At 33.0% G+C, this 24,381-nt stretch carries 23 protein-coding genes, 1 tRNA gene and 1 other RNA gene; all 25 read left to right on the top strand.

Features of this window, described 5'->3' with window-relative positions; translation table 11 throughout:
* The 25 genes from glpX (at position 1) to DFR78_RS08160 (ending at position 24,251) form a co-directional block, all read left to right on the top strand.
* Positions 1–999, top strand: a complete 999-nt coding sequence (gene glpX, locus DFR78_RS08280; protein WP_114458368.1) for a class II fructose-bisphosphatase — start codon at positions 1–3, stop codon at positions 997–999.
* Between the two features lie 425 nt (positions 1,000–1,424).
* A complete protein-coding gene (locus DFR78_RS08275) occupies positions 1,425–2,339 on the top strand; it encodes a PhoH family protein (protein ID WP_114458390.1) in 915 nt (304 codons plus the stop codon).
* 2 nt (positions 2,340–2,341) lie between these two features.
* Positions 2,342–4,585: an HD family phosphohydrolase gene (locus tag DFR78_RS08270; RefSeq protein ID WP_114458367.1), complete on the top strand. Its 2,244-nt coding sequence runs from the start codon at positions 2,342–2,344 to the stop codon at positions 4,583–4,585.
* Positions 4,578–5,009, top strand: coding sequence for an rRNA maturation RNase YbeY (gene ybeY / locus DFR78_RS08265; protein WP_199505587.1), 432 nt, complete (start codon positions 4,578–4,580; stop codon positions 5,007–5,009). The genes DFR78_RS08270 and ybeY overlap by 8 nt, the downstream gene beginning before the upstream one ends.
* A gap of 9 nt (positions 5,010–5,018) precedes the next feature.
* Entirely contained in the window at positions 5,019–5,717 is a 699-nt protein-coding gene (locus DFR78_RS08260; protein ID WP_114458366.1) for a diacylglycerol kinase, read from the top strand.
* Positions 5,718–5,757: 40 nt separating this feature from the next.
* On the top strand, positions 5,758–7,020 hold the full coding sequence (locus DFR78_RS08255) for a hemolysin family protein (RefSeq protein ID WP_114458365.1): 1,263 nt from the start codon (positions 5,758–5,760) through the stop codon (positions 7,018–7,020).
* A gap of 2 nt (positions 7,021–7,022) precedes the next feature.
* Entirely contained in the window at positions 7,023–7,646 is a 624-nt protein-coding gene (locus tag DFR78_RS08250; RefSeq protein WP_114458388.1) for a DUF502 domain-containing protein, read from the top strand.
* On the top strand, positions 7,636–8,637 hold the full coding sequence (locus DFR78_RS08245) for a DUF881 domain-containing protein (protein WP_114458364.1): 1,002 nt from the start codon (positions 7,636–7,638) through the stop codon (positions 8,635–8,637). The genes DFR78_RS08250 and DFR78_RS08245 overlap by 11 nt, the downstream gene beginning before the upstream one ends.
* A 4-nt stretch (positions 8,638–8,641) precedes the next feature.
* Positions 8,642–9,760: a DUF3048 domain-containing protein gene (locus DFR78_RS08240; RefSeq protein WP_114458363.1), complete on the top strand. Its 1,119-nt coding sequence runs from the start codon at positions 8,642–8,644 to the stop codon at positions 9,758–9,760.
* Positions 9,761–9,785: 25 nt separating this feature from the next.
* Positions 9,786–10,202: a cytidine deaminase gene (locus DFR78_RS08235; protein ID WP_114458362.1), complete on the top strand. Its 417-nt coding sequence runs from the start codon at positions 9,786–9,788 to the stop codon at positions 10,200–10,202.
* Positions 10,192–11,076: a GTPase Era gene (gene era / locus DFR78_RS08230; RefSeq protein WP_114458361.1), complete on the top strand. Its 885-nt coding sequence runs from the start codon at positions 10,192–10,194 to the stop codon at positions 11,074–11,076. Before DFR78_RS08235 ends, era begins: the two co-directional genes overlap by 11 nt.
* A gap of 6 nt (positions 11,077–11,082) precedes the next feature.
* The gene (gene mgtE, locus DFR78_RS08225) at positions 11,083–12,417 is read left to right on the top strand and encodes a magnesium transporter (protein ID WP_255416536.1); all 1,335 of its coding nucleotides are present in this window, start codon (positions 11,083–11,085) and stop codon (positions 12,415–12,417) included.
* Between the two features lie 67 nt (positions 12,418–12,484).
* Complete coding sequence (gene deoC, locus DFR78_RS08220) at positions 12,485–13,189, top strand: deoxyribose-phosphate aldolase (RefSeq protein ID WP_114458359.1); 705 nt, start codon at positions 12,485–12,487, stop codon at positions 13,187–13,189.
* Positions 13,190–13,192: 3 nt separating this feature from the next.
* Positions 13,193–13,969 (top strand): DNA repair protein RecO, encoded by a 777-nt coding sequence (gene recO, locus DFR78_RS08215; RefSeq protein WP_114458358.1) that lies wholly within the window; start codon positions 13,193–13,195, stop codon positions 13,967–13,969.
* Positions 13,970–14,081: 112 nt separating this feature from the next.
* The gene (locus DFR78_RS08210) at positions 14,082–14,915 is read left to right on the top strand and encodes a glycine--tRNA ligase subunit alpha (RefSeq protein ID WP_114458357.1); all 834 of its coding nucleotides are present in this window, start codon (positions 14,082–14,084) and stop codon (positions 14,913–14,915) included.
* 21 nt (positions 14,916–14,936) lie between these two features.
* Positions 14,937–17,003 (top strand): glycine--tRNA ligase subunit beta, encoded by a 2,067-nt coding sequence (gene glyS, locus DFR78_RS08205; RefSeq protein ID WP_114458356.1) that lies wholly within the window; start codon positions 14,937–14,939, stop codon positions 17,001–17,003.
* A gap of 28 nt (positions 17,004–17,031) precedes the next feature.
* Positions 17,032–17,835, top strand: coding sequence for a pyruvate, water dikinase regulatory protein (locus DFR78_RS08200; RefSeq protein ID WP_114458355.1), 804 nt, complete (start codon positions 17,032–17,034; stop codon positions 17,833–17,835).
* A 12-nt stretch (positions 17,836–17,847) separates the two neighbouring features.
* Positions 17,848–18,882: a deoxyguanosinetriphosphate triphosphohydrolase gene (locus tag DFR78_RS08195; protein ID WP_114458354.1), complete on the top strand. Its 1,035-nt coding sequence runs from the start codon at positions 17,848–17,850 to the stop codon at positions 18,880–18,882.
* A 149-nt stretch (positions 18,883–19,031) separates the two neighbouring features.
* The gene (gene dnaG, locus DFR78_RS08190; protein WP_233487027.1) at positions 19,032–20,819 is read left to right on the top strand and encodes a DNA primase; all 1,788 of its coding nucleotides are present in this window, start codon (positions 19,032–19,034) and stop codon (positions 20,817–20,819) included.
* A gap of 1 nt (position 20,820) precedes the next feature.
* Positions 20,821–21,906: an RNA polymerase sigma factor RpoD gene (gene rpoD / locus DFR78_RS08185; RefSeq protein ID WP_114458352.1), complete on the top strand. Its 1,086-nt coding sequence runs from the start codon at positions 20,821–20,823 to the stop codon at positions 21,904–21,906.
* Positions 21,907–22,055: 149 nt separating this feature from the next.
* Positions 22,056–22,132 (top strand) — tRNA-Ile (locus DFR78_RS08180).
* A gap of 164 nt (positions 22,133–22,296) precedes the next feature.
* Positions 22,297–23,415 carry a Nif3-like dinuclear metal center hexameric protein gene (locus DFR78_RS08175; protein WP_114458351.1) on the top strand — a complete coding sequence of 373 codons (1,119 nt, stop codon included), beginning with the start codon at positions 22,297–22,299 and terminating at the stop codon, positions 23,413–23,415.
* 65 nt (positions 23,416–23,480) lie between these two features.
* An RNA gene (gene rnpB, locus DFR78_RS08170) (RNase P RNA component class A) lies at positions 23,481–23,817 on the top strand.
* Positions 23,818–23,845: 28 nt separating this feature from the next.
* The gene (locus tag DFR78_RS08165; RefSeq protein WP_114458350.1) at positions 23,846–24,055 is read left to right on the top strand and encodes a hypothetical protein; all 210 of its coding nucleotides are present in this window, start codon (positions 23,846–23,848) and stop codon (positions 24,053–24,055) included.
* The gene (locus DFR78_RS08160; protein WP_114458349.1) at positions 24,048–24,251 is read left to right on the top strand and encodes a hypothetical protein; all 204 of its coding nucleotides are present in this window, start codon (positions 24,048–24,050) and stop codon (positions 24,249–24,251) included. Before DFR78_RS08165 ends, DFR78_RS08160 begins: the two co-directional genes overlap by 8 nt.
* Positions 24,252–24,381: the final 130 nt, after the last annotated feature.

Below are 24,381 nucleotides of genomic sequence, written 5' to 3'. Positions count from 1 at the left end.
ATGCAGAGAGAACTAACACTGGAATTTGTAAGGGTAACTGAAGCTGCAGCTTTAGCTGCCGCACCATGGATGGGAAAAGGGCAGGAAAAAATGGCAGATAAAGCAGCAGTTGATGCAATGCGAGCTGTTTTTGACACCATTTCTATTAGTGGAACAGTTGTCATTGGAGAAGGAGAGAAAGATGAAGCACCAAGGCTTTATATTGGAGAAAAGATTGGTGCAAAGAATTCTTTTAATGAGGTTGATATAGCTGTTGATCCTTTAGAGGGTACTACACTTGTTGCAAGAGGACTGCCAAATGCTTTAGCAGTAGTAGCTGTTGCAGAAAAAGGTTCATTTTTAAAAGCTCCGGATACATATATGGAAAAAATTGCAGTAGGACCAGAAGCTAAAGACAAAATTAATCTGGATGCACCTGTTGAAGATAATCTTAGAGCAGTTGCAGATTCCTTAAATAAAAGTGTTAAAGACCTCACGGTAATTATTCTGGATCGACCGCGCCATGATGAGTTAATTTCTGAAATAAGAAAAGTTGGTTCAAGAATTAAATTGATTAGTGATGGAGATGTTGCAGCCGGGATTGCTACTGCCCGTAAGGGAAGTGGAGTAGACGTAATGATAGGTATTGGGGGAGCGACTGAGGGAGTGTTAACGGCAGCAGCTTTAAAATGTCTTGGTGGAGAAATACAGGCAAGATTAAAATGCAGAAATAAAGATGATGAAGAAAAAGCAGCAAAATTTGGTATAAAAGATCTAGATAGGCTGTATTGTACTGATGATCTTGCTAAAGGTGATGATATAATGCTTGCCATTACAGGTGTTACAGATGGAGAGCTTTTAAAGGGTGTTAGATATTCCTGGAATAATGCTGAAACTCACTCACTTGTAACAAGAAGTAAAACAGGTACAGTCAGATTTATTAGAACAGAACATATTATCACAAATAAGCCTCCTTATTTTCCAAAAAATATTTTTAATTTAGATTATGCAAGAGAATAGATTAGTTTAATAAAATAAATTTTAGAAGCTGCAGTCTAATACAGGCTGCAGCTTCTTTCTATATAGTCCTCCTAACAGAATTGGAGAAAAAATTTGAAAGTGATATACTCTAATTACAAGAAGGAAAACAAAATGGTTAAATAGAATTTCCCCAAAATTATTTTTAGAGATGCAAAATGGGAAAAGGTTTAATGGCTAAAACTTGTCTGAACACATAAGTATGATATAATAGTATAACGGTTAATTAATAAATTTCTCACATTAATTTGAATATTTGGATAGAGTTTTATTTAGATATTTTCGATTAAGAATAGAGAGGAAGGATTATCTTATTTACTATAGAATTATATAATGTAAGAAAGAGGAGGAATTTTAAATTGCCAGAAGAGAGTAAAAGTATTATTATTAATGATTATAAAATAGCAATGAATTTTTTTGGACGTCATGATAGAAATTTAAAAATTCTGGAAGAGATGCTTTCAGTTGATCTTATTGGGCGGGGAAATGAAATTAGACTTATTGCTGATCATGAAGAAATCGAAGAAAAGGAAAAAATTATCAAAAGAATTATTTCAATAACATCTGAAGAAAGAGAACTTATACCACGAGAAGTAAAATATGCTGTAGATCTTTTAAAAAGAAATCCTAGTGTAAATCTTAATGATATATATAATGAGGTTATTCAAGAAAATTATAAAGGTAGAAAAATAAAGGCTAAAACTATTGGCCAGAAGCTGTATATTGAATCTATAAAAAACAGAGATATTGTTTTTTCAATTGGACCTGCCGGAACAGGTAAAACTTATCTTGCCATGGTAATGGCAGTAAAAAGTCTTCTCAATAAAACAGTAAGCAGAATTGTATTAACAAGGCCAGCGATTGAAGCAGGAGAAAATCTGGGCTTTCTGCCAGGAGATATGCAGGATAAAGTTGATCCATATCTTAGACCGCTTTATGATGCCCTTTATGATATACTGGGGCCGGAGAAGTCAAAACTTTATCAGGAAAAGGATATTATTGAAGTTGCACCTCTTGCATATATGCGCGGGCGTACACTGGATGATTCATTTGTTATTTTAGATGAAGCTCAAAATACAACTCTAGAGCAGATGAAGATGTTTTTAACCAGGATAGGATTTAATTCAAAAGCAGTAATAACCGGTGATATAACTCAAATTGATCTACCTAATAACAAAAAATCAGGACTTGCAACTGTACAAAAAATTTTAAGAGATATAAAAGGAATAGATTTTGTTTATCTGACAAGGCATGATGTTGTAAGGCATGACCTTGTTAAAGAAATCATTAAAGCTTATGAGAGATATGAAAGTGGGAAATAAATATGAAATTAATGAAAAAGTTAAGGGTGAAGCTGAGAAATTTCAGAAAAAAACACCTCAGTTTTTCCCAGAATACTCAGAAAATAATCTGGGCAGTTATTTTTTTCATTCTTTTAAGTCTAACTTTGACTTTAGATTTAATCCCTAATAGAATTGATTTAAAATCCGGACAGGTCAGCAAAAATGATATAACAGCTCCAAGGACATTAACGTTTGTAGATGAAGAGAAAACTGAAGAATTAAAACAGATGGCGGCTAAAAGAGCACCAAAAGTTTATGAGGAAGATAACAATGTTAACTCAACCGTTAATAGAAAGCTTAATATGATTTTTACAGCTGTTAAGTCAGAGAAAAATAATTTTATACAAAATAAAATATTAAAAGAAAACAAAAATTTAACAGAAAGCAATGATGAAAATTCTGAATCAAATTCCAGCAAAGAGGGAAATAAAAATTTTGATTTTGAAAATTTGAATGAAGAAGAGAAAAATAGTTTGATCACAAATATAAAATCTAAAATCAATTTTAATATAGAAGATGTTACTATTGGAACATTATTGAATACGGATACAGAAGAGTTAAAACAGCTACAGGAATATTCTCAAAATCTTATAAAAGAACAGCTTTCACAGAGAATTTTGCCGTCTGATATTCCGGATGCAGCAAAAAATTTACGGCAGTCTGCAATGGAGCTGGATATTTCCAGAGAACAGAGACTGGCTGCTGCCAATATAGTTACTGCTGTTATTGAACCAAATATGTTTTTAAATTCAGAAGAAACAGAAAAAAGACGGCAGGAAGCTGTTAGTCAGGTTGAACCTGTAAAAAGAACTGTAAGACAGGGAGAAATAATTGTTAGAAAAGGTGATGTTGTACAGCCTGAAGATATTGTAGTACTGGAAAAATTAGGTCTGCAGAAATCCAGAATTAATTATTTTAATATATTTGGCACACTGGTAATTGTACTTATAATTATTCTGCTGCTGGGTTTTTACTTTCGCAAATATCAGCCAGATATATGGAACAGCAATACAAAACTATTATTAATTGAACTACTTATTTTTATAGTGGTTATGCTGGCAAAAATATTTGCGATTTTTCAGAATTCGTTTATGGATTATTTAGTGCCAACTGCAATGGCATCGATTTTATTGACAGTACTAATAGATTCTCAGACAGCTCTTATTTCAACAGTCTTTTTAAGTTTCCTTATTGCACCTGTCTTTAATATGAATATAAATATTGTTTTAACATCTTTTCTGGCAGGACTTGTCGGGATATTCAGTGTATCCAGAGTAAAAGAGCGGGGAGATGTGATTAGAGCTGGATTTAATGTAAGCCTGGTCTTAATTTTTTCTATAACAGGATTATCTTTTCTTGAAAGAACACAGGACTGGATGTATCTTCTCTGGGCTGCTACAGGTGGGATTTTAAATGGAATTTTGGTTGGAATACTTGCAAACGGATTTCTTCCGTATTTAGAAAACTTATTTGATATGACTTCTTCTGTTAAGCTGCTGGAACTTTCCAATCCAAGCCAGCCCATCTTAAAGAGACTGCTGGTTGAAGCACCCGGAAGTTATCACCACAGTATAATAGTTGGTAATCTTGCCGAAACTGCAGCTGAGAATATAGGGGCAGATGCACTACTTGCTAGAACAGGTGCATATTATCATGATATTGGAAAATTAAAAAGACCTTACTTTTTTTCTGATAATCAGTTTGGAGGAGAAAATCCACATGATAAAACATCTCCTAACTTAAGCTCTCTTATTATAAAGTCTCATGTTAAAGATGGAGTTGAGCTGGCAGAAGAATATGGATTACCCAGTAAAATAATAAATATTATTAAACAGCATCATGGTACAAATCTGATTTCTTATTTTTATCAGCAGGCCCTACAGGATGACAAACATAACAATGTTAAAAAAAGTGATTTTAGATATGATGGTCCAAAACCTCAGAGCCGTGAAGCTGCTATAATAATGCTGGCAGATATAGTTGAAGCTGCTGTTAGATCTAAAAATTTTAATAAAAATAACCATAATAGAATAGAAGGTTTTGTCAGGGGATTGATAAAGGATAAATTGATCGAAAATCAGCTTGATGAATGTGATCTTACTCTTAAGGATCTTGATATAATAGTGAGCAGTTTTGTTAAAGTACTGTCAGGCATTTATCATCAGCGTGTGGAATATCCAGAAAATATTATAAAAGAAATGAAAGGAAAAGATAAGGATGATTAATATTCAGCTGAGCAATAATCAGGACAAAATTAAGCTTCCTTCTGAAATAGAAAATTTGCTTCAGAAGGTTGTGAAATGTGCTGCAGAACTTGAAGGCTACAACGGGGGTGAAGTAAGTATTGCTCTTGTCGATAATGAGCAAATTAAAGAATTAAATATAAAATACAGAGATAAACATGAAGCAACAGATGTTTTGTCCTTTCCTATTGGTGATGAGATACTTGGGGATATAGTAATTTCTGCTGAAAGAGCTTTACAGCAGGCTAAAGATTATGGACATTCTTTTGCCAGAGAAATAGCATATTTGACAGTTCATGGAGTTCTGCATCTGTTTGGATATAATCATTATGGGGAAGAAGAAAAGAAAATGATGAGGCAAAAAGAAGAAAGAGTTCTTGCTCAGCTTGATTTGAGAAGGAATTAGGAGGGATTTATGCAACCGAGAAAATTTATAGACACTTTTAATCATGCAATTGCAGGATTAATACATTCTATTAAAACACAGAGAAATATGAAAATACATTTATTTGTGACAATGATGGTTCTCGGTTTTAGTTTGCTGTTTAATGTAAGTAGAGTGGAGCTTGCACTTGTAATTGTTGCTATATCTTTTGTTATTTTTGCCGAGCTTATAAATACAGCAGTAGAAGTAATTATTGATATGACTGCACCAGAATACAGTTATCAGGCAAGAATTGCAAAAAATATTAGTGCTGCTGCAGTTTTAGTTGCCGCTGGAAATGCAGCTTTTACCGGTTATTTAATTTTTTTTTATAAGTTAGAGAAACTTTCACTGGAGCTTATTTTTGTTTTGCGGCATCAGCCTATTCATCTTACATTTATAAATATTGTATTCTTATTCGTTTTTGTAATAGTTTTAAAATCAATGGTTAAAAGCGGGACACCACTTAAGGGAGGAATTATAAGTGGGCATACTGCAATAGCATTTTCTTCCGTAATTATAATTGCTTTTTTAACCCGCAATTTTTTGGCCGCTACTCTTGCTCTGCTGCTGGCAGTTTTGATTGCTCAGAGTCGTCTGGAATCAGGCACCCATTCATTGAAAGAAGTTATATTAGGCGCTTTAGTTGGTACTGCTGTAAGTATTTTAATTTTTGCTTTTTTTAGATGAGTTTTATTTGGATTACTGAAGATATTTTGGGGGAGATGCTATGGTACTGGAATTATTAATATTAGCAGCACTTTTATTTTTATCTGCATTTTTTTCTGGTTCGGAAACTGCTTTTATGGCGGTAAACAGAATAAAAATAAAAGAAAGAGTTCAGCGGGGTGATGATAGAGCTTCCAGAGTGGATAAGCTTTTAACAAATCAGACTAAACTTCTTACCACTATTTTAATTGGTAATAATCTTGTCAATATATCAGCTTCTTCTATTGCTACAGCTTTAGCTGTAAGATTATTTGGCAATAAAGGTGTTGGTATTGCAACAGGTGCTGTTACTTTATTAATACTTGTTTTTGGAGAAATAACACCGAAAGCACTTGGAAATAATAAATCGGTAAAATATACAGAAATAGCTGCTCCATTTTTGTTTTATATGGGTAAATTGTTTGCTCCCTTTATTTTTTTATTCACAAAAATAGTAAAGATATTTGTTGGAGATAAAGATCTCATTTCTTCTGCTTTTTTAAGTGAGGAAGAAATTAGGCGTTTTGTGGAGGTAAGCCACAGAGAAGGGATTATAAAAGAAACTGAACAGGAAATGATACAGAGTGTTTTTGAGTTTGACGACACTCTTGTAAAAGAGGTTATGATTCCTAGAACTGATATGGTTTGTATAGAAAAAAGTGCAGGTCTAAAAGAATTAATAAGTCTTGCTGTAGAAAAAGGCCATTCTCGTATTCCTGTTTTTGAAGAGTCGATTGATAATATTATTGGACTGATTTATATAAAAGATCTTTTAGAACTTCTGCTAGAAAGAGAAAAAGAAGTTTCTATTGAAGATTTTGTTAAGCCAATATATTTTATACCGGAAGGAAAGCCGATAAATCAGCTTTTATCAGAAATGAAAAAAAGAAAAGAACATATGGCAGTAGTAATAGATGAATATGGTGGAACAGCCGGATTAATAACTATTGAGGATCTTTTGGAAGAAATAGTAGGTGATATTCAGGATGAATTTGATTTGGAGCCAAAATATATTGAATTTTTAAATGAAAAAGAATTGATGCTTGATGGTAGAGTGGATATTGATGAGTTAAATGAACTTCTCCCTAATCCTCTTCCTGTTAGTGAAGATTATGAAACTATTAGTGGACTTATTTTATATTATCTTAACCGTCTGCCTGAAGCTGGAGATAAAATTGATTTAGATGGAATTGAAGTTATAGTGGAGGATGTTCTGGACAATAGAATAAGAAAAATAAGATTGAAGAGTGAAGATAAAATCAGACTAGAAGATCGTGAGTGGTAAAAATGATTAAAAAAATAAGAAATTTATTTATAACAGGGCTTTTAGTTCTTTTACCTCTTGTATTAACTGCTTATCTTTTTGGGAGTCTTTTTCTAATACTTGATAACTGGATTAGACCAATGTTTAAACACTGGCTGGGTGTTGATCTTCCTGGAATTGGTTTTGTTTTCATTTTGCTGCTTATATTTTTAACTGGTATTTTTGCTACCAATATAATTGGAAAAAAGATTATAGATATTGGGGAGTATATGCTTTTAAAAATTCCTTTGATAAGGAATATTTATTTGAGTATAAAGCAGATTTTGGATGGTGTTTTTGCCAGTCAAAATGTTAGTTTTAAAAAAGCTATTCTGTTTGAATATCCTCGCAGAGGTCTTTATCAGATAGGATTTATAACCAAGGAAACTTCTATTTATTTTGAAAATCTAACCGGAGAAAAAATGTATAATGTTTTTTTGCCCACTACCCCTAATCCAACTTCCGGTATGTTCATAATGGTTCCTGTTAAAGAAGCATATGAACTTGAAGATATTACAATAGAAGAAGCACTTAAATTAATTATTTCTGGCGGTATTCTGTCACCCAGCAAAAACAGCTCGGGAGGTATAGATAGTTTTGAAACTTAAAGATAATAAATATTTTGAATTATTGATTACAGCTCTTTTGATATTCTTAATTATTAATGCTGTACTTTTATTGAGAATGCTGGGGTTTATTTATTTGCCCGGTGAAATAAGTCAGCTTGATAAAGCTAAAGAAGGTGCCAGGGCTGTGGTAAGATACAGCAGTGAGCTTGCAGAAAGCTATGGAATTGGAGACAGAAAAAATATTGTTAATCTGCTTGCAGAATTTGAATATGAAATAGAAAAGGCTAAAAGTGATGATATTGTTGCAAGTATAATGATGGATTATGGCAGACAGATACAGGATGAGATTTTTAGAGAAGTTCAGCAGATGAGAATAAATGAGGTATTAAATATAATAAACAGTCAAAAACTGCCCCAGACAGGTGTTATTTCTATCACTCATGTAGATGGAAAAACTAAAATTATTGATCCAGATGTTGTTCTTGAGGAAAAAACAAGAGAAAAATTAAAAAATATAGATCTGTTTCAGACATTAGAATTAAAAATAGAAAATCAAAAAGCAGAAATAACTGCTGGAGATATTTTTAATCTTGTCGAATATTTAAAAACAGAAAATGTCAGTCTTAAAAGACAGTATAGTATTTTGTCATCTCAGGCAGGTTACAGCAGTATATCGGGCCAGGGTATAGTTATATATATAAATGATGATGATTCCTCAGCAGACCAGAATTCTCTAATACATGATTCTGATATAAGGAATATAATAAATGAACTCTGGATAGCTGGTGCAAGGGGTATTGAAGTTGGTGGTCAGAGAATTAATGTAAAATCTTCTGTGAGATGTGTAGGACCAACAATTTTGGTAAATAGTAAACCTGTGGCAGTTAAACCGGTTACGGTTAAAGCAGTAGGTAATCCGGATGTTCTTCGGAGCAGCCTAGAGATAATCAAGAAAAATTTAAATGCTTTTGGTATTGAAATTTTGATAAATGAAGAAGAAAATATAACTTTAAACAGCAGTCAGAGGTGAAATAATGAAGTTTAAAATTGCAGTTTTGTTGCTTGTTGTCATATTATCTATAGCCGTATTAAGCGGCTGCAGTTTTACAGATAGGTCAGAACAGCCTGCTGGAGAAACTGTAGAAAAAAATAGAGCTGGAGGAGAAATAGCTGACAGTCAGATGAGTGAAGAAGAAAGAGAAGAAAAAAAAGAAGAAATAAAAGAACAGTATGCTGATGATGAAATTCAGCAGCCGATAGAAGAAGGTGAAAATTTTGCAGGACAGTCTCCTTTTACTGGGGAAATGTTAAAAGAAATTAAGTATAAACATGCCATTTCAGTTTCTATTGAAAATTCTCCTGCAGCAAGACCACAGAGTGGTTTGGAAAGTGCAGAAATTGTGTATGAATTTATGCTGGAAGGTGGTATTACCCGGTTTTTAGCCATTTTTTGGCCTGAAATTCCAGAAAAAGTAGGACCTATTAGAAGTGCCAGACCGTTTTTAATTGATGTTGCAAATAGCTATGATTCTCTGTTTTTACATGCTGATGCTAGCCCGGACGGTTTTAAACAATTATCAGATTCCGGCATACTTCATCTTGATCAAATATATCAGAACCAGTATTTTTGGAGAAGCAGTAAAAGACTGGCTCCACATAATCTGTATTCTGGCAAAATTCCGCTTCAGGACTTTACTGACAAGTTGGACCGAATAGAATATCCGAACAGATTTAAATTTTTAACTGCTTCTATTGTGTCAAATCCTCAAACAGCAGAAGAAATTACAATTGATTACTGGGGAGATTATAGTGTAAATTACCGCTATGATGAAGAAGCTAATATATATTACAGATTTTTATATGATTTTAAAACACCCCACCGGGTAGAAAATGGACGCCAGTTGAGTGCCAAAAATATAATTGTTCAGTTTACAGATACTGAAGTAAAGGATGATGAAGGTAGGCTGGAAATGGATTTAAACAAAGGTGGGAAAGCACTGCTTTTTAGAGATGGAATAGTTGTTTCAGGGAACTGGCAGAAAAATGATGATTCCTGGATTATCTATTATGATAAAAATGGCAGTGAATTGGAAATAAATCCAGGTCAGACCTGGATTCAGGTAGTACCAGATGGTACAGAAATTAAATATTAAGCTTATCTGAAAGGGATGATTATAGATGGAAAAAAAAGTTAAGGATGAACTTTTTAAAGCTGCACTTAAAGTACAGCAGAATGCATATGTTCCCTATTCTAATTTTCCTCTGGGGGCTGCTGTGCTGACAGAAGAGGGAGAAATATATACTGGAGTGAATATAGAAAATGCATCATTTGGTCTTAGCAATTGTGCTGAGAGATCTGCTATTTTTAATGCAGTTTCTCATGGGAAGAAAAATATTAAAGCACTTCTTTTAGTAAGCAGCACTGAAAAACCAGTCACACCCTGTGGGGCATGCCGACAGGTTATTAAAGAATTTTCAGATAATATTGAAGTTGTTATGATGACTGATAGGGGTAAAGAGCTTATTATGACAAGTAGTGAGCTGCTTCCTGGTGCTTTTACCGAAGAAAATATGGAGAAAAATGATGAATTATAAATCAGGATTTGTTACAGTAATTGGCCGTTCTAATGTTGGGAAGTCTACTTTAGTAAATAAATTAGTAGGGGAAAAAATAAATATAACTTCACCAAGACCTCAGACAACCAGGAACAGTATTAAGGCAATTTATTCAGAAGATAATGGCCAGATTATATTTATAGATACTCCAGGTATCTACCAACCCAGCAATAAGCTGGATAATTATATGATAAATCAAGCTTATAAAAGTCTTGAAGGAATCGATGTAGTAATATTTATTGTTGATGGCAGTACCTACTTTGGTAGAGGGGATCAGCAGATATTTAATCAAATCAAAAATTATTCTAAACCAGTAATTTGTGTTATGAATAAAATTGATAAGATGAGTAAAAACGATATATTAAAAAAACAGAAAGAATACAGTCAGAAAACCTCACTGGAAGTTATTCCAATTTCTGCTGCAGAAGAGAAAAATCTAGATTCTTTACTGGCTGAAGTTTTTCTGCATCTTCCTGAAGGTCCACAGTATTATCCAGATGATATGATTACAGATCAGATAGAAAGATTTATTTTTGCCGAAATAGTTCGAGAAAAAATTTTTTATTTATGTAGAGAAGAGGTTCCTTATGGAGTTGCAGTTCTGGTAGAAGAGGTAAAAGAAAGAGATAATGAAGATTATTATATTAGAGCCAATATTTATGTAGAAAAGAAGTCACATAAAGGTATTATTATTGGCAAAAATGGTTCTATGCTGAAAAAAATAGGTAAAAATGCAAGAAAAGAAATAGAGGATCTTCTGCAGACAAAGGTTTATCTGGATTTATGGGTAAAAGTTCTTAAAGACTGGCGAGAAAAAGAAAACCTCCTTAAAAGAATGGGATATAAGGGGTGATTTACTATTGAAGCAAAAAATTTAATTAGAGAGTATCTTCCTGAAGGGTACGATACTTTTGATGATTATTATAGTGATAATTATCCTGCAGACGCTGCAGAATTTTTGTCTGAACTGCCGGAAAATGTTCTGATAGAATTAGTAGAAGATTTTAATTATGAAATTTTAAGTCAGATAATTATATTTTTTGAAGAAGAACTGCAGAAAAAAATTGCTGAAAAAATGTCAGTACTAAAAACAGCTCAGGTGCTGTCAGCAATGTATAGTGATGATGCTGCTGATTTTTTAAGCATTCTGTCGGTAGGAAAAGTAAAAAAAGTATTAAAGCTTATGAAAGAAAATGATGCTCTTAAATTAAAAGAACTTCTGCATTATGATGATGAAAGTGCAGGAGGACGTATGACTACAGAGTTTATTGCTTTTTATGCTGATAATACTGCCCAATCTGTTTTGAATAAAATTCGGAAAATAATTACAGAACCAGAAATGATTTATTATATATATGTAATTTCCAGAAAAAAAGAGCTGGTAGGTGTACTTTCGGTTAGACAACTTTTAACTGCTCAGCCCGATACAAAACTGAAGGATATTATGAATAAAAGAGCTATTAAAGTTAATATTGCAGCTGATCAGGAGGAGGCTGCACGTATTATTTCCAAATATGATTTGTTGGCAGTTCCGGTTGTAAATGATCATAATCAGCTGCTGGGAATTATAACAGTTGATGATATTATTGATATTTTAGAAGAAGAAACAACAGAAGATCTTTTTAAAATATCTGGAGCTACAAATGCATATGATATAAGAGGTAATTTTATGGAAGCGGTAAAAAAGAGAATTCCCTGGCTGTTTATACTGTTGATTGGTGATCTTTTATCAGGGACTGTAATTCACCGTTTTGAAGCTTCGCTTGAGTCTATTGTTGCACTTGCTATTTTTATTCCTGTTTTGATGGATATGGGAGGTAATGTGGGAACTCAGTCTCTGACTGTTGTTGTGAGGGGACTGGCAACAGAAGAACTTGATTTTTCACATTTTATTAAACATCTTTTTAGTGAGCTTAAAGCAGGTTTAGTAATGGGAGTGATTATATCATTTTCTCTGTTTATAATCACATTTTTATGGCATCAGAATTTCGCGCTTTCTTCTGTAGTTGCATTTTCAATGCTGATAACAATGATTACAGCTGTAACTGCAGGAACATCTATACCTTTTTTTGTTGATTATTTTGGTGCAGATCCTGCTGTAGCAGCTGGACCTTTTATTACAACTTTGATAGATATATCTGGATTATTTATTTATTTCACAATAGCATCACTTTTAATGGAAAAATTGCTTTAAATGCAGGATAATATTATATTTTGCAGAATAATAATATTAACTTGAGAAAATAAGGAGTGAATTTTTAATGGCGATCAAACCACGTGATATGGCAAAGATGATTGACCATACCAATTTAAACCCTACTGCAACAGTAGATGATATTAAAAAATTATGTGAGGAAGCAAGTGAATACGAATTTGCATCTGTTTGTGTTCATCCAATATATGTTCCTTTATCTGCTAAGCTTCTGGAAGAAAGCTCTGTTAAAATATGTACTGTAATTGGTTTTCCACTTGGAGCCAATACTACTGAAACAAAGGCTTTTGAAACCAGGAATGCAATCAGATTGGGAGCACAGGAGATAGATATGGTTATGAATCTAGGAGCTTTTAAGTCGGAGGCATATGAGCTGTTTCAGACAGATATAAAAGCAGTTGTTGATGCAACTAAAAAAGCAGGTGTAAGTTCTGATATAATTGTTAAAGTTATTTTAGAAACCTGCTATTTAAATGAAGAAGAAATAGTAAAGGCATGTGAGATAGCAAAATCAGCTGGAGCTGATTTTGTTAAAACTTCAACCGGTTTTGGCAGTTATGGAGCGAGAGTAGAAGATATCAGTTTAATGAGAAAAACTGTGGGAAGAGATGTAGGTGTTAAAGCAGCCGGTGGAATAAAAAATTTTGAACAGGCACTTAAAATGCTGGATGCTGGAGCAAATAGAATTGGAGCCAGTTCTGGAGTTGCAATAGTAACCGGTGATGAAGATAAAGGTAAGGATGGAGATGATTAAACTTTGGCTTCTTTTGAAACAGAAGGTGTTGTTTTAAAACAGTTTGATTTAGGAGAATCTGATCGCCTTATAACTCTGTATACAAAAGAAAGGGGTAAAATAAGGGCTGTTGCCAGAGGAGCCCGTAAAGGGATTAAAAGTCGTTCAGGACTTGTACTACCTTTCAGCTATCATAATTTTACTTTATATAAGGGTAAATCTATGGCGCGTATTAATCATATAGAATCAAAAGAGATGAATTCCAGGCTCAGAGAAGATCTGGATTATATGGCATATGCCAGTGTGGTATCAGAATATATAGAGAGGGTAGGGCTAGAAGATGAAAAAGATCTGGCCCTTTTTTCACTGCTGGTTCTGATATTAAAGGAAATGAATGATTCTGATAAGGAAAATCTTCTGTTTTATTATATTTTTTTTAAAACAAAGCTTTTAATCCTGCTGGGAATAAAACCAGAATTAAAAAAATGCACCTATTGTAATGAACAGATTGATTATGATAAAATTTATTTTAATATTGAATACGGTGGAGTTATATGCAGAAACTGTAAAGAGAAGTATAAGACAGATTATATAAAATTCAGCCGGGAAGAATTTGTGATTTTTGCTAAATTTATAAATTCGACGTTTGCCGATATTGCAGACAAAGATATTGAAATTGATAACAGGATATTAAAAAAAGTTTCTTTACTAACAGAAGATTTTATTGCCTATCATCTTGATTTAAAACCTAAATCTCTTTCATTTCTGTATAACTTACAGAGTATGAATAGATATTTTTAAATATCATTATATCAGGGAATAAATCTAAATTTAATGGAAACAAATATATATATTTTTAAATTGTGATATATTTCAAAATTACTAACTATATTATATGAAGGAAGTGTTTAAATTGAATTTTCAAGAAATAATTTTTGCTTTAGATAAATTCTGGAGTGAGCAAAAATGTGTAATAGAACAGCCATATGATATTGAAGTAGGGGCCGGTACAATGAGTCCTTCAACATTTCTGCGGGCTCTGGGTCCTGATGAATGGAATACAGCATATGTTCAGCCCAGCAGAAGACCGACTGATGGCAGATATGGTGACAATCCATACAGGCTGCAGAGATATTTCCAGTATCAGGTAATTATGAAACCTTCACCTGATAATATTCAGGATATTTATTTAGACAGCCTCCGTGCAATGGGGATTGATCCTAAAAAACACGATATTAGGTTTGTAGAAGATAACTGGGAAGCTCCAACTCTGGGAGCCTGGGGTCTGGGATGGGAAGTATGGCTTGATGGTATGGAAATAACTCAATTCACTTATTTTCAGCAGGTCGGAGGTTTTCAGGCAAAACCTGTAACAGTTGAAATCACCTATGGGCTGGAAAGAATAGCCATGTATCTGCAGGAAGTAGAAAATGTATTTGACCTAACCTGGGTAGAAGGTGTAAGCTATGGTGATATCTATCATCAGAATGAAGTAGAACAATCTAAATATAATTTTGAAATTGCAGATGTGGACAGTCTGTTTAAAATGTTTGATTTATATGAAAGTGAAGCAGAAAATGCAGTCAATTCCGGATTGACTCTGCCTGCATATGATTATACTTTAAAATGCTCACATACATTTAATCTTTTGGATGCCAGAGGAGCAATTAGTGTAACTGAAAGAACACGTTTTATTAAGCGGGTTAGGGATCTGGCCCATAAATGTGCAGAAAGCTATCTAGAATAAGTTAATTGAGGAGTTGATATAATGTCAAAAACACTACTTTTTGAAATAGGAACAGAAGAAATGCCTGCAGAAACAATGCAGAAATTTCGTAAAGATTATCTGGGAACTGCGTTAAAAATTTTTGATAAAAATCGTATTAAATTTAAAAACATGGAAGTTTATTCTACCCCCAGAAGATTAGTTCTCTTTGTGGAAGATCTGCTGGAAAAGCAGCCGGATAAAAAGGAAACTGTTCGGGGACCTGCAGCTAATATTGCTTTTGATGATAAAGGTTTTCCTACTAAGGCTGGAGAGGGATTTGCAAGAGGACAGGGTGTATCTGTAGAAGATCTCAAAGAAAAAGATGGCTATTTATATGCGGAAAAAACTGAAAAAGGGAAAGAAACTGCTGATATTTTACCATCATTATTGACAGAAATTGTTAATAAAGTTCCGCTTCCCAAAGCTATGCGCTGGGCAAATTATGATATTGAATTTATTCGTCCTATAAAATGGCTGCTTGTTCTTTTTGGTACTCAGAATATTGATCTAAAAATTGCAGATGTTAAAAGTGGAAACTTCAGTATGGGGCATAGATTTTTATCTGATGGAAGGGTAAAAATTATAGATGTTAATAATTACTTTAGTAAACTGAAAGATGCTTATATTATTGTAAACCACAGAAAGAGAAAAGAATTGATTTTAAATCAGATAGATGAACTAAATATTTCTGGTAGAACAGTTATAAAAGATAAACTTTTGGAAGAAGTTGTTGATCTTGTTGAATTTCCAACAGCTTTTAAGGGCGAATTCAGTAAAAGTTTTTTAAAACTTCCTCAGGAAGTTTTGATTACAGTTATGGAGAAACACCAGAGATATTTTCCTGTTAAGGATAATAATGGTAAACTTCTTAATCAATTTGTAGGTGTAAGAGATGGTGGTAAAGATTATTTAAAAGAAGTAATTTCCGGTAATGAGATGGTTTTGAGGGGGAGACTTGCTGATGCTGAGTTCTTTTTTGCTGAAGATAAAAAATATGGGTTTAAGAATAGATTGGATGACTTAAAAAATATTGTTTTTCAGCAGGAACTGGGAAGTGTTTATGATAAGGTATTAAAACTGGAAGTTATGGCTGAAAAAATTGCAGATGAGCTTAACTGGAATAGACAAGACAAAAAATTATTAAAAAGAGCGGCGAGATTAAGTAAAAATGATCTAGCAACAGAAATGGTTAATGAATTTGCCAATCTGCAGGGTCTTATGGGTAAAGAGTATGCACTTCTCGAAGGAGAAGACAAGAAAACGGCTGAAGCCATTTTGGAACAATATATGCCGCGCTTTGCCGGAGATGAACTTCCACAGAGCAGAATAGGAATAGTATTATCAATTGCTGAAAAACTGTTTAATCTATCCGGACACTTTTTGATTGATAATATTCCTTCTGGTTCTCAGGATCCGTTTGCACTGAGGCGTCAGGCAACAGGACTTGTCCGCATAATTCTTGAACATGATCTGCCTCTTGATCTGGAAAAAATGATCCAGATTGGGATTAGAACAGTTGAGATAAGAGAAGATAATAGAAATAAAGCTTTTAGAGAATTAAAATCATTTATAAAACAGAGGTTGGAAAACTATCTTACAGAACAGAATATCAGATATGATGTTATCAATGCTGTAATAAATGTTCGTGACAATAATTTTGTTGATTTATTTAAAAGAGCAGAAGCACTAATGGAATTTAGAAATGAAAACCCAGAACTTTTTACAGAACTGATAAGAGGTCTGGTAAGGGCCAAAAATATTTCTTCTAAATTAGAAAAAGAACTTAATATCAATAAAAATTTGTTAAAAGAAAAAGAAGAACTCAAACTTTATAATTCATATAGAGAGAAAGAAAAAGAAATTAAAAATTATTTTAACAGCAGTAACTACTTAAAAGGTTTTCATAAAATAGTTGAATTAAAGGAGGAAATAGATGAATTTTTAGATAATGTAATGGTAATGGTTGAAGATGATAAAATTAAAAACAACAGGCTCTCACTGCTGAAAAAAATTACTGATTTAATGCAACCTGTAATGGATATTGATGAGATAGCTCTTGATGATTAATTAACGAAAATGGATATGGGGTGAGAAAATGAATAATAAAAAAACCAGTGTTTATATCATCTCTGATTCTCTTGGTGATACAGCTAAGGCAATTATTAATTCAGCCGCTGTACAGTTTAAAGATGTTGAAATTGATAAAACCACATTTCCCCATGTTAGAACACAAAAACAATTAGAAAAAATTACAGAAAAAGCGGCAGATAATTCTGCAATTATAGTATTTACTTTGGCAAAAGATAAGATGAGGTCAAAATTAATTGAACTTGCAGATAAATACGAGCTGGATTATATTGATTTATTGGGACCTATACTGGATAAATTGTCGTCAAAATCAAATAGAAAACCTGATGAAATACCAGGAATAAAGTATAATATAGATCAGGATTATTTTAAAAGAATAGAAGCAATGGAATTTACTCTTAAATTTGATGACTTAAATGATCAGCAGGGAATAGATGAAGCGGATATTGTTCTTGTCGGAATTTCCCGTACATCTAAAACTCCTCTTTCAATTTATCTATCATATTTAGGGTATAAAACAGCAAATGTACCTCTTGTTCCTGAAGTGACTGTTCAGCAAAGTATACTGGAAAATAAAGATAGGAAAGTTATTGGCTTAACTATTGACCCACTGCTGTTAAATGATATACGTATAGAAAGGCTGAAAAAGATGGGATTGGGTAATGATGCATCTTATGCTGCAGGTGAGAGAATTAATGAAGAAATAGCTTATGCTGATTCTTTAATGGAAAAAATAGGTTGTCCAATAATTGATGTAACTGATAAAACAATAGAAGAAACTGCTTCTGAAGTGCTTGCATATGTAACTTAAAAGGAGGAGTTTATGTTTAGCAGAATAGAACAGGAAAAAAGGGAAAAAGAAATACTTTCTCCTTTTGCAGCTTTGAGTATGGAAAGCCGAGGTCGGGAAAATGTGGAGAAAGAATGTGATATAAGAACTGCATTTCAGCGTGATAGAGACAGAATTATACATTCTAAAGCATTTAGAAGATTGAAACATAAAACACAGGTTTTTATAGCTCCAGAAGGAGATCATTACAGAACAAGACTCACTCATACTCTGGAAGTTTCTCAGATTGCAAGAACTGTTGCCAGGGCACTTAGATTAAATGAAGATTTAACAGAGGCTATAGCATTAGGCCATGACCTTGGACATACTCCTTTTGGTCATGCAGGAGAAGAAGCTTTATCCGAAGTGTCAGGTAGAGATTTTTTGCACAACAGACACAGCTTAAGAGTTGTTGATAAACTTGAACAGAGAAGCAGCGGCAAAAATGGGTTAAATTTAAGCTGGGAGGTGAGGGATGGTATTGTTAATCATACTGGAACAGAACTTCCCTCTACACTGGAAGGCCAGATAGTGCGTATTTCTGATAGAATAGCCTATATAAATCATGATATAGATGATGCCCTGAGAGCTAAAATAATTAAAGTGGAAGAACTGCCAGTTGAAGCAGTTTATCTGCTTGGAGAAAGTCACTCTAAAAGAATAGACACAATGGTCAGAGATTTAATTAATGAAAGTCAGGATAAAAACATAATCAGCAGATCTGAATCTGTAAAAAAGGCAACAGAAAAGCTCCGTGATTTTCTTTTTGCTAATGTTTATATTGGTTCTGTTGGTAAGAGTGAAGAAGGAAAAGCAATAAGACTCATAAAAAATCTATATGAGTATTTTATTAACAATAATCTGTCAGTTCCAGATGAATTTTTAAAAAAAGAAGATGATTATGAACAGGCTGTAATTGATTATATTGCAGGTATGAGTGACCGTTACGCAATCAATTTAGGTAGAGCACTTTTTATTCCAACACCATGGCTTAATAAAAAAAATTATATTTCACTGCAGGATTTTTAAAATAGTTAGTGAATAAATGTAAGTACTGATAAAAACTGAACTTATAAATTATACTTTATTTGTATTTTTAAAATATTTTTAATGAAGGATTAATTGCTTTTTTAGAGAACTATAAGTTTAGAGTAAGATTAAATTAGTTAATACTTAGGGTGAATAAATTGGCCAGATATTCAGATAATTTTATAGAAGAATTGAAATTTAGTGTCGATATTATAGATGTTGTTTCTGATTATTTGGAGCTTAAGAGAGCTGGAAATAGATTTAAAGGGCTCTGTCCTTTTCATAATGAAAAAACGCCATCTTTTTTTGTAAATCCAGATAATAATTTTTATCACTGTTTTGGCTGTGGAGCTGGTGGAGATGTAATAAATTTTGTTATGGAAATTGAAAATATAACTTTTACAGAGGCTGTTAAAGTTTTAGCAGAAAAAGCTGGAATAAAGCTGCCGAATTTGACTGATAGAGAGAAAAAACTTTATCAGGAAAGAGAACAGTTATTTGAAATAAATAAGACTGCAGCCAGGTTTTATAATTATTTATTGCTGGAAACAGAATTAGGAGCTGATTCTTTAAAATATCTTAAAGATAGAGGTTTTACTGAAGATGATATCGAATATTTTCAGCTTGGTTATGCTCCTGATGAATGGAAGGCAGTACTGTCGTTTTTAAGTAAAAGAGAATACAGTCTTGATATGATTCATAAGGCAGGACTTATATCAAAAGGGAAAAACAATTCTTTTTATGATAGATTTAGGAATAGAATAATTTTTCCTATATTTAATATCAGAGGTGAAGTAATAGCTTTTGGAGGCCGAGTTCTACCGGATTCTGAGCAGGGTGCTAAATATTTGAATTCGCCGGAGACAGCAATATTCAGCAAGAAAAAAAATCTTTATGGTTTAAATAGAGCAAAAAAATATATTAGACAAGAACAGAGATGTATTATTATGGAAGGTTATACCGATGTAATTCAGGCACATAAAAAAGGAATTAAAAATGCTGTCGCATCACTTGGAACTGCTTTTACAGATGAGCAGGCAAAATTAATTAAAAGATATGCCGATCAGGCTCTGATTGCCTATGATTCTGATACAGCTGGAAATAAAGCAACTTTGCGGGGACTTGAAATTCTTAATAATCATGGTATTGATGTAAAAGTCATAACTCTTCCCGAAGGATCTGACCCTGATGATATACTGCGTGAAAATAATCTAGAATTATTTAATGAATATATGGATAAAGCAGAGAGTTTAGTGGATTTTAAAATTGATATGATTATTAAAGGCAGAAATTTGAATGATCCAGGTGTTAAAATAAAAACACTAAAAGAGGCGGCTGAACTTATTAGTGGGATAGATAATGAAATGGAAAAAGAAATTTATGTTGAGAGAACTTCACAAAAAATGAATTTTGATAAAAATGTTTTAAATAAAGAAATTAAAATGAGGTCAAAAAAGAAAAAAAGAAAAAATTTCAGCAGAAAAGAGAAAAAGATAGATAAAAGAAGAAAAGTCAAAAAGTCTGATATTGTGAGGATACAGGAACAGCTGCTGTCATATTTTATTACACATAAACATCTCCGCAGCAGTCTGTCTCAAATAATTTCTGCTGATGATTTTTATGGTAAAGGGAAAAAGCTGGCAAAAATTATTTGGAATGGACCATTTATAAGTGACTCAGTGAGCAGTGATAAAATCAAATCTGAACTTGGTGAAGATCTTAAATCTTACTGGTCTGAGATTATTGTTAAACAAAAAAGTGGTTTAAATAAAGATAAGCTTTTTAATCTAGCAAAATTTGTTGTAGAAAAAAATCTTGAAGTTAGTAAAAATGAAATTTGCAGCAGACTTAATAATGGACAAAATGATTTGCAAACTTTAAATCAGATGTTAAAAAAATTTCACAGTTTAAATTCTAATAGTGAAAGGGGGGATTAATTTGGCTGATAAAAATGTAAGTCCTGCCAAAATTGATGAAGTTAAAGAACTGCTCAGCCGTGGTAAAAAAGTGGGCGAATTAACTTATGAAGAAATTATGGATGCTTTAGAAGATATAGATCTTGATTCTGAAGATATAGAAAAGATATATGATATTTTTAATGAAATGAATATTAGTATTGTTAGTGAAAGAAATGAGCAGGAAGAGGAAGAAGATGAAGATGACAGTGGTCTTGATTTAAGTGTTCCACAGGGAGTTGGTATCGATGATCCTGTACGAATGTATCTAAAAGAAATAGGAAAAGTTGATCTTCTTACTGCTGAAGAAGAAGTTGAAATAGCCAAAAGAATGGAACAGGGTGATGAATCTGCTAAAAGAGAGCTGGTTGAAGCTAACTTACGTCTAGTTGTCAGTATTGCTAAAAAGTATGTTGGTCGTGGGATGCTATTTTTGGATCTTATTCAGGAAGGTAATATGGGGCTGATGAAAGCGGTAGAAAAATTTGACTATACGAAAGGTTATAAATTCAGCACTTATGCCACTTGGTGGATTAGACAGGCTATTACTCGGTCTATTGCAGACCAGGCCAGAACTATTCGTGTACCAGTACACATGGTTGAGACTATTAATAAATTAATCAGAGTCTCCAGACAGCTTCTGCAGGAAAAAGGACGTGAACCCAAACCAGAAGAAATTGGTGAGGAAATGGGTATATCTGCAGAAAAAGTGAGAGAAATTATGAAAATAGCTCAGGAACCTGTATCACTTGAAACTCCTATTGGAGAAGAAGAAGACAGTCATCTGGGAGATTTTATAGAAGATGAAGATTCTCCTGCTCCTGCATCTGCTGCTTCATATATTTTATTAAAAGAACAGCTGGATGGAGTTTTAGATACACTAACAGACAGAGAAAAAAGAGTGCTAGAACTGCGATTTGGTATTGAAGATGGTCGTCCAAGAACTTTAGAGGAAGTAGGGAAAGAATTTGGTGTTACTAGAGAACGAATTAGACAGATTGAGGCTAAAGCTTTAAGAAAACTGCGTCATCCAAGCAGAAGCAAAAAATTAAAGGATTATTTAGATTAGTTCTTTAAATATGCGAAAACAGGAGCAAACAGGAGTAAATTTTGTTTTATCTTCTTAAAAAGCATAAAAAAAAAGTTTTAAACTCTTGACGTCAGTTATTATATATCATATAATTACTTCTGTCGTTACAAAGTTATATTAATTTTGAAGGGCCCATAGCTCAGCTGGTCAGAGCAACCGGCTCATAACCGGTTGGTCCCAGGTTCGAATCCTGGTGGGCCCACCAGATTATCAACCTTGTTCTCCTGAGAACAGGGTTTTTTAATGTTTAGCGTATAATTGTCAATAGTTTTTTAGAAAAAATGCACAGAGATAACCATTTCATCTTACTGTAATAAAGAAGTCCGAAGGACATTTTGTTCTATTTATTTCACAGGGAGGAGTATAAATATGACTAAAGCTCAGGAAATTATATCACTTATGGGAGAAATAGCCCCAGTAAGGCTTGCCGAAAAATGGGACAATGTTGGTCTTCAGATTGGTGATCTTAATAATGAAGTGGAAAAAATTTTGCTGACCCTGGATTTAAATAATGAAGTTATAGATGAAGCGGTAAAAAAAAGCTGTAATATGATAATTACACATCATCCTGTAATATTTAATGGTATCAATTCAGTAAGTTCAGAATCTGCTGTAGGACAGATGATTATAAGATTAATAAAGAACGATATAATAGTTTTTTCTGCCCATACAAATCTTGATATTGCAGAAGAAGGGCTTAATGATTATATCTGTAATAAACTTGGTATTAAGGATTTTCAGCCGCTTGATGTAACACAATCTGAAAATTATTATAAATTTGTGGTTTTTGTACCAGAAAATTACATAGAAGAAATTAAATCTGCTGTATATGAAAATGGTGGAGGGGAAATTGGCAAGTACAGCCACAGTGGTTTTTATTTACAGGGAAAAGGCAGTTTTAAGCCTTTGGAGGGTTCCAGTCCTTACATAGGTAGTACTGGAAAGATTTCGGAAGTAGATGAAATTAGACTGGAAACAGTAGTAGCTGAAGATAAAATTGATCAGGTTTTAAAATCTGTTTTAAAGGTTCATCCTTATGAAGAAGTAGCATATGATATTTATAAAATTGATAGGAAAAGTAAGATTAGTGGGATTGGACGTATAGGTTATCTAAAAGAAAAAATATTGTTAAATGATTATTTAAATATTGTAAAAGAAGAATTAAATCTTCCTTATCTTAAATTTGTAGGGAATAAAAACAAAGAGATCAAAAAAGTAGCTGTATGTAATGGTAGTGGTGCAGATCTTACCCAAAAAGCCATTTATAAAGGGGCAGATCTATATTTAACTGGTGATGTTAAATATCATGAAGCACAGTATGCTGAAGAAATGGGTCTGGCATTAATTGATATTGGTCATTATGAAAGTGAAATTTGGGTAAAAAAATTATTATATCAAAAATTAACTTGTTATGCTGATAAGGAAAATAAAAAAGATGTTGAATTTGTGATTTCCAATATTAATACAAATCCCTGGAATTACAGGTAATTTTAAGTTGAGTGATTTGCTTGACATATCATTAATTCAATGGTATACTTTTAAATATGTAAAAATAAGTTAACCAGGTGATCGCGGCCTTTTTGGCTGAGGAAAGTCCGAGCTCCACAGGACAGGATGCTGGGTAATTCCCAGTGGAGGTAACTCCCAGGAAAGTGCCACAGAAATATACCGCCTTATTTTAATAAGGTAAGGGTGAAAAGGTAAGGTAAGAGCTTACCAGGTTTCAGGTGACTGGAATGCTAGGTAAACCCCATCTGGAGTAAGTCCAAATAGGGAGAATGAGGAGTGGTCCGCTCTTCTCCGGGTAAGGACGCTCAAACTAATAGGTAACTATTAGTTAAGATAGATGATCGCCTAATACAGAACTCGGCTTACAGGTTAACTTATTATACATTTTAAATATTAAAGGGGTGTTAAGATGAAAAATGCAATGCTGGAAGCAATAGCGTATATCGATTCTGCAGTTGAAAAATCAGCTCAATTTAACAATTTTGCTCCTGAAATGAGTGATAGAGTATTGGATAATAGAATAATTACTTTGGAAGGTTATATAAAATATATTGATAAAGAAGGACTGAATTTAATGAAAGAATTTATTCAGGAATTAGAGGAGGAAACTAATGACTGATCAAATATATTATAAAATACAATATCCGTTAAAAAAAGCAATAACTTTAATGAAAAAAATTGATAGAGAAGATAATGTTGATATCAGTGTTTCGGAATCAGAAAAAGAAAAAATAAAAGATTTTGTGTTTAGATGGAATAATGGGGGGAAAAAACAGCTTCATCAATTGATCAATAATCTTAGAGATAATTTATAGAATTAATGCCATGACTTATTTTGTCATGGTTTTTATTTTGTGTGCTCCGTAAATTATTCTGATAATAGGTGAAAGTCCTATCTATGTTGTGGCATGTATCATGTAGAAGTCAACAGTGACAGGGTGTTCA

Source organism: Halanaerobium sp. MA284_MarDTE_T2 (genome assembly GCF_003337245.1).
GTDB lineage: Bacteria > Bacillota > Halanaerobiia > Halanaerobiales > Halanaerobiaceae > QPJE01.
Note: the sequence above shows the minus strand (reverse complement) of the source record. Positions and strands in the feature narration are given on the sequence as shown.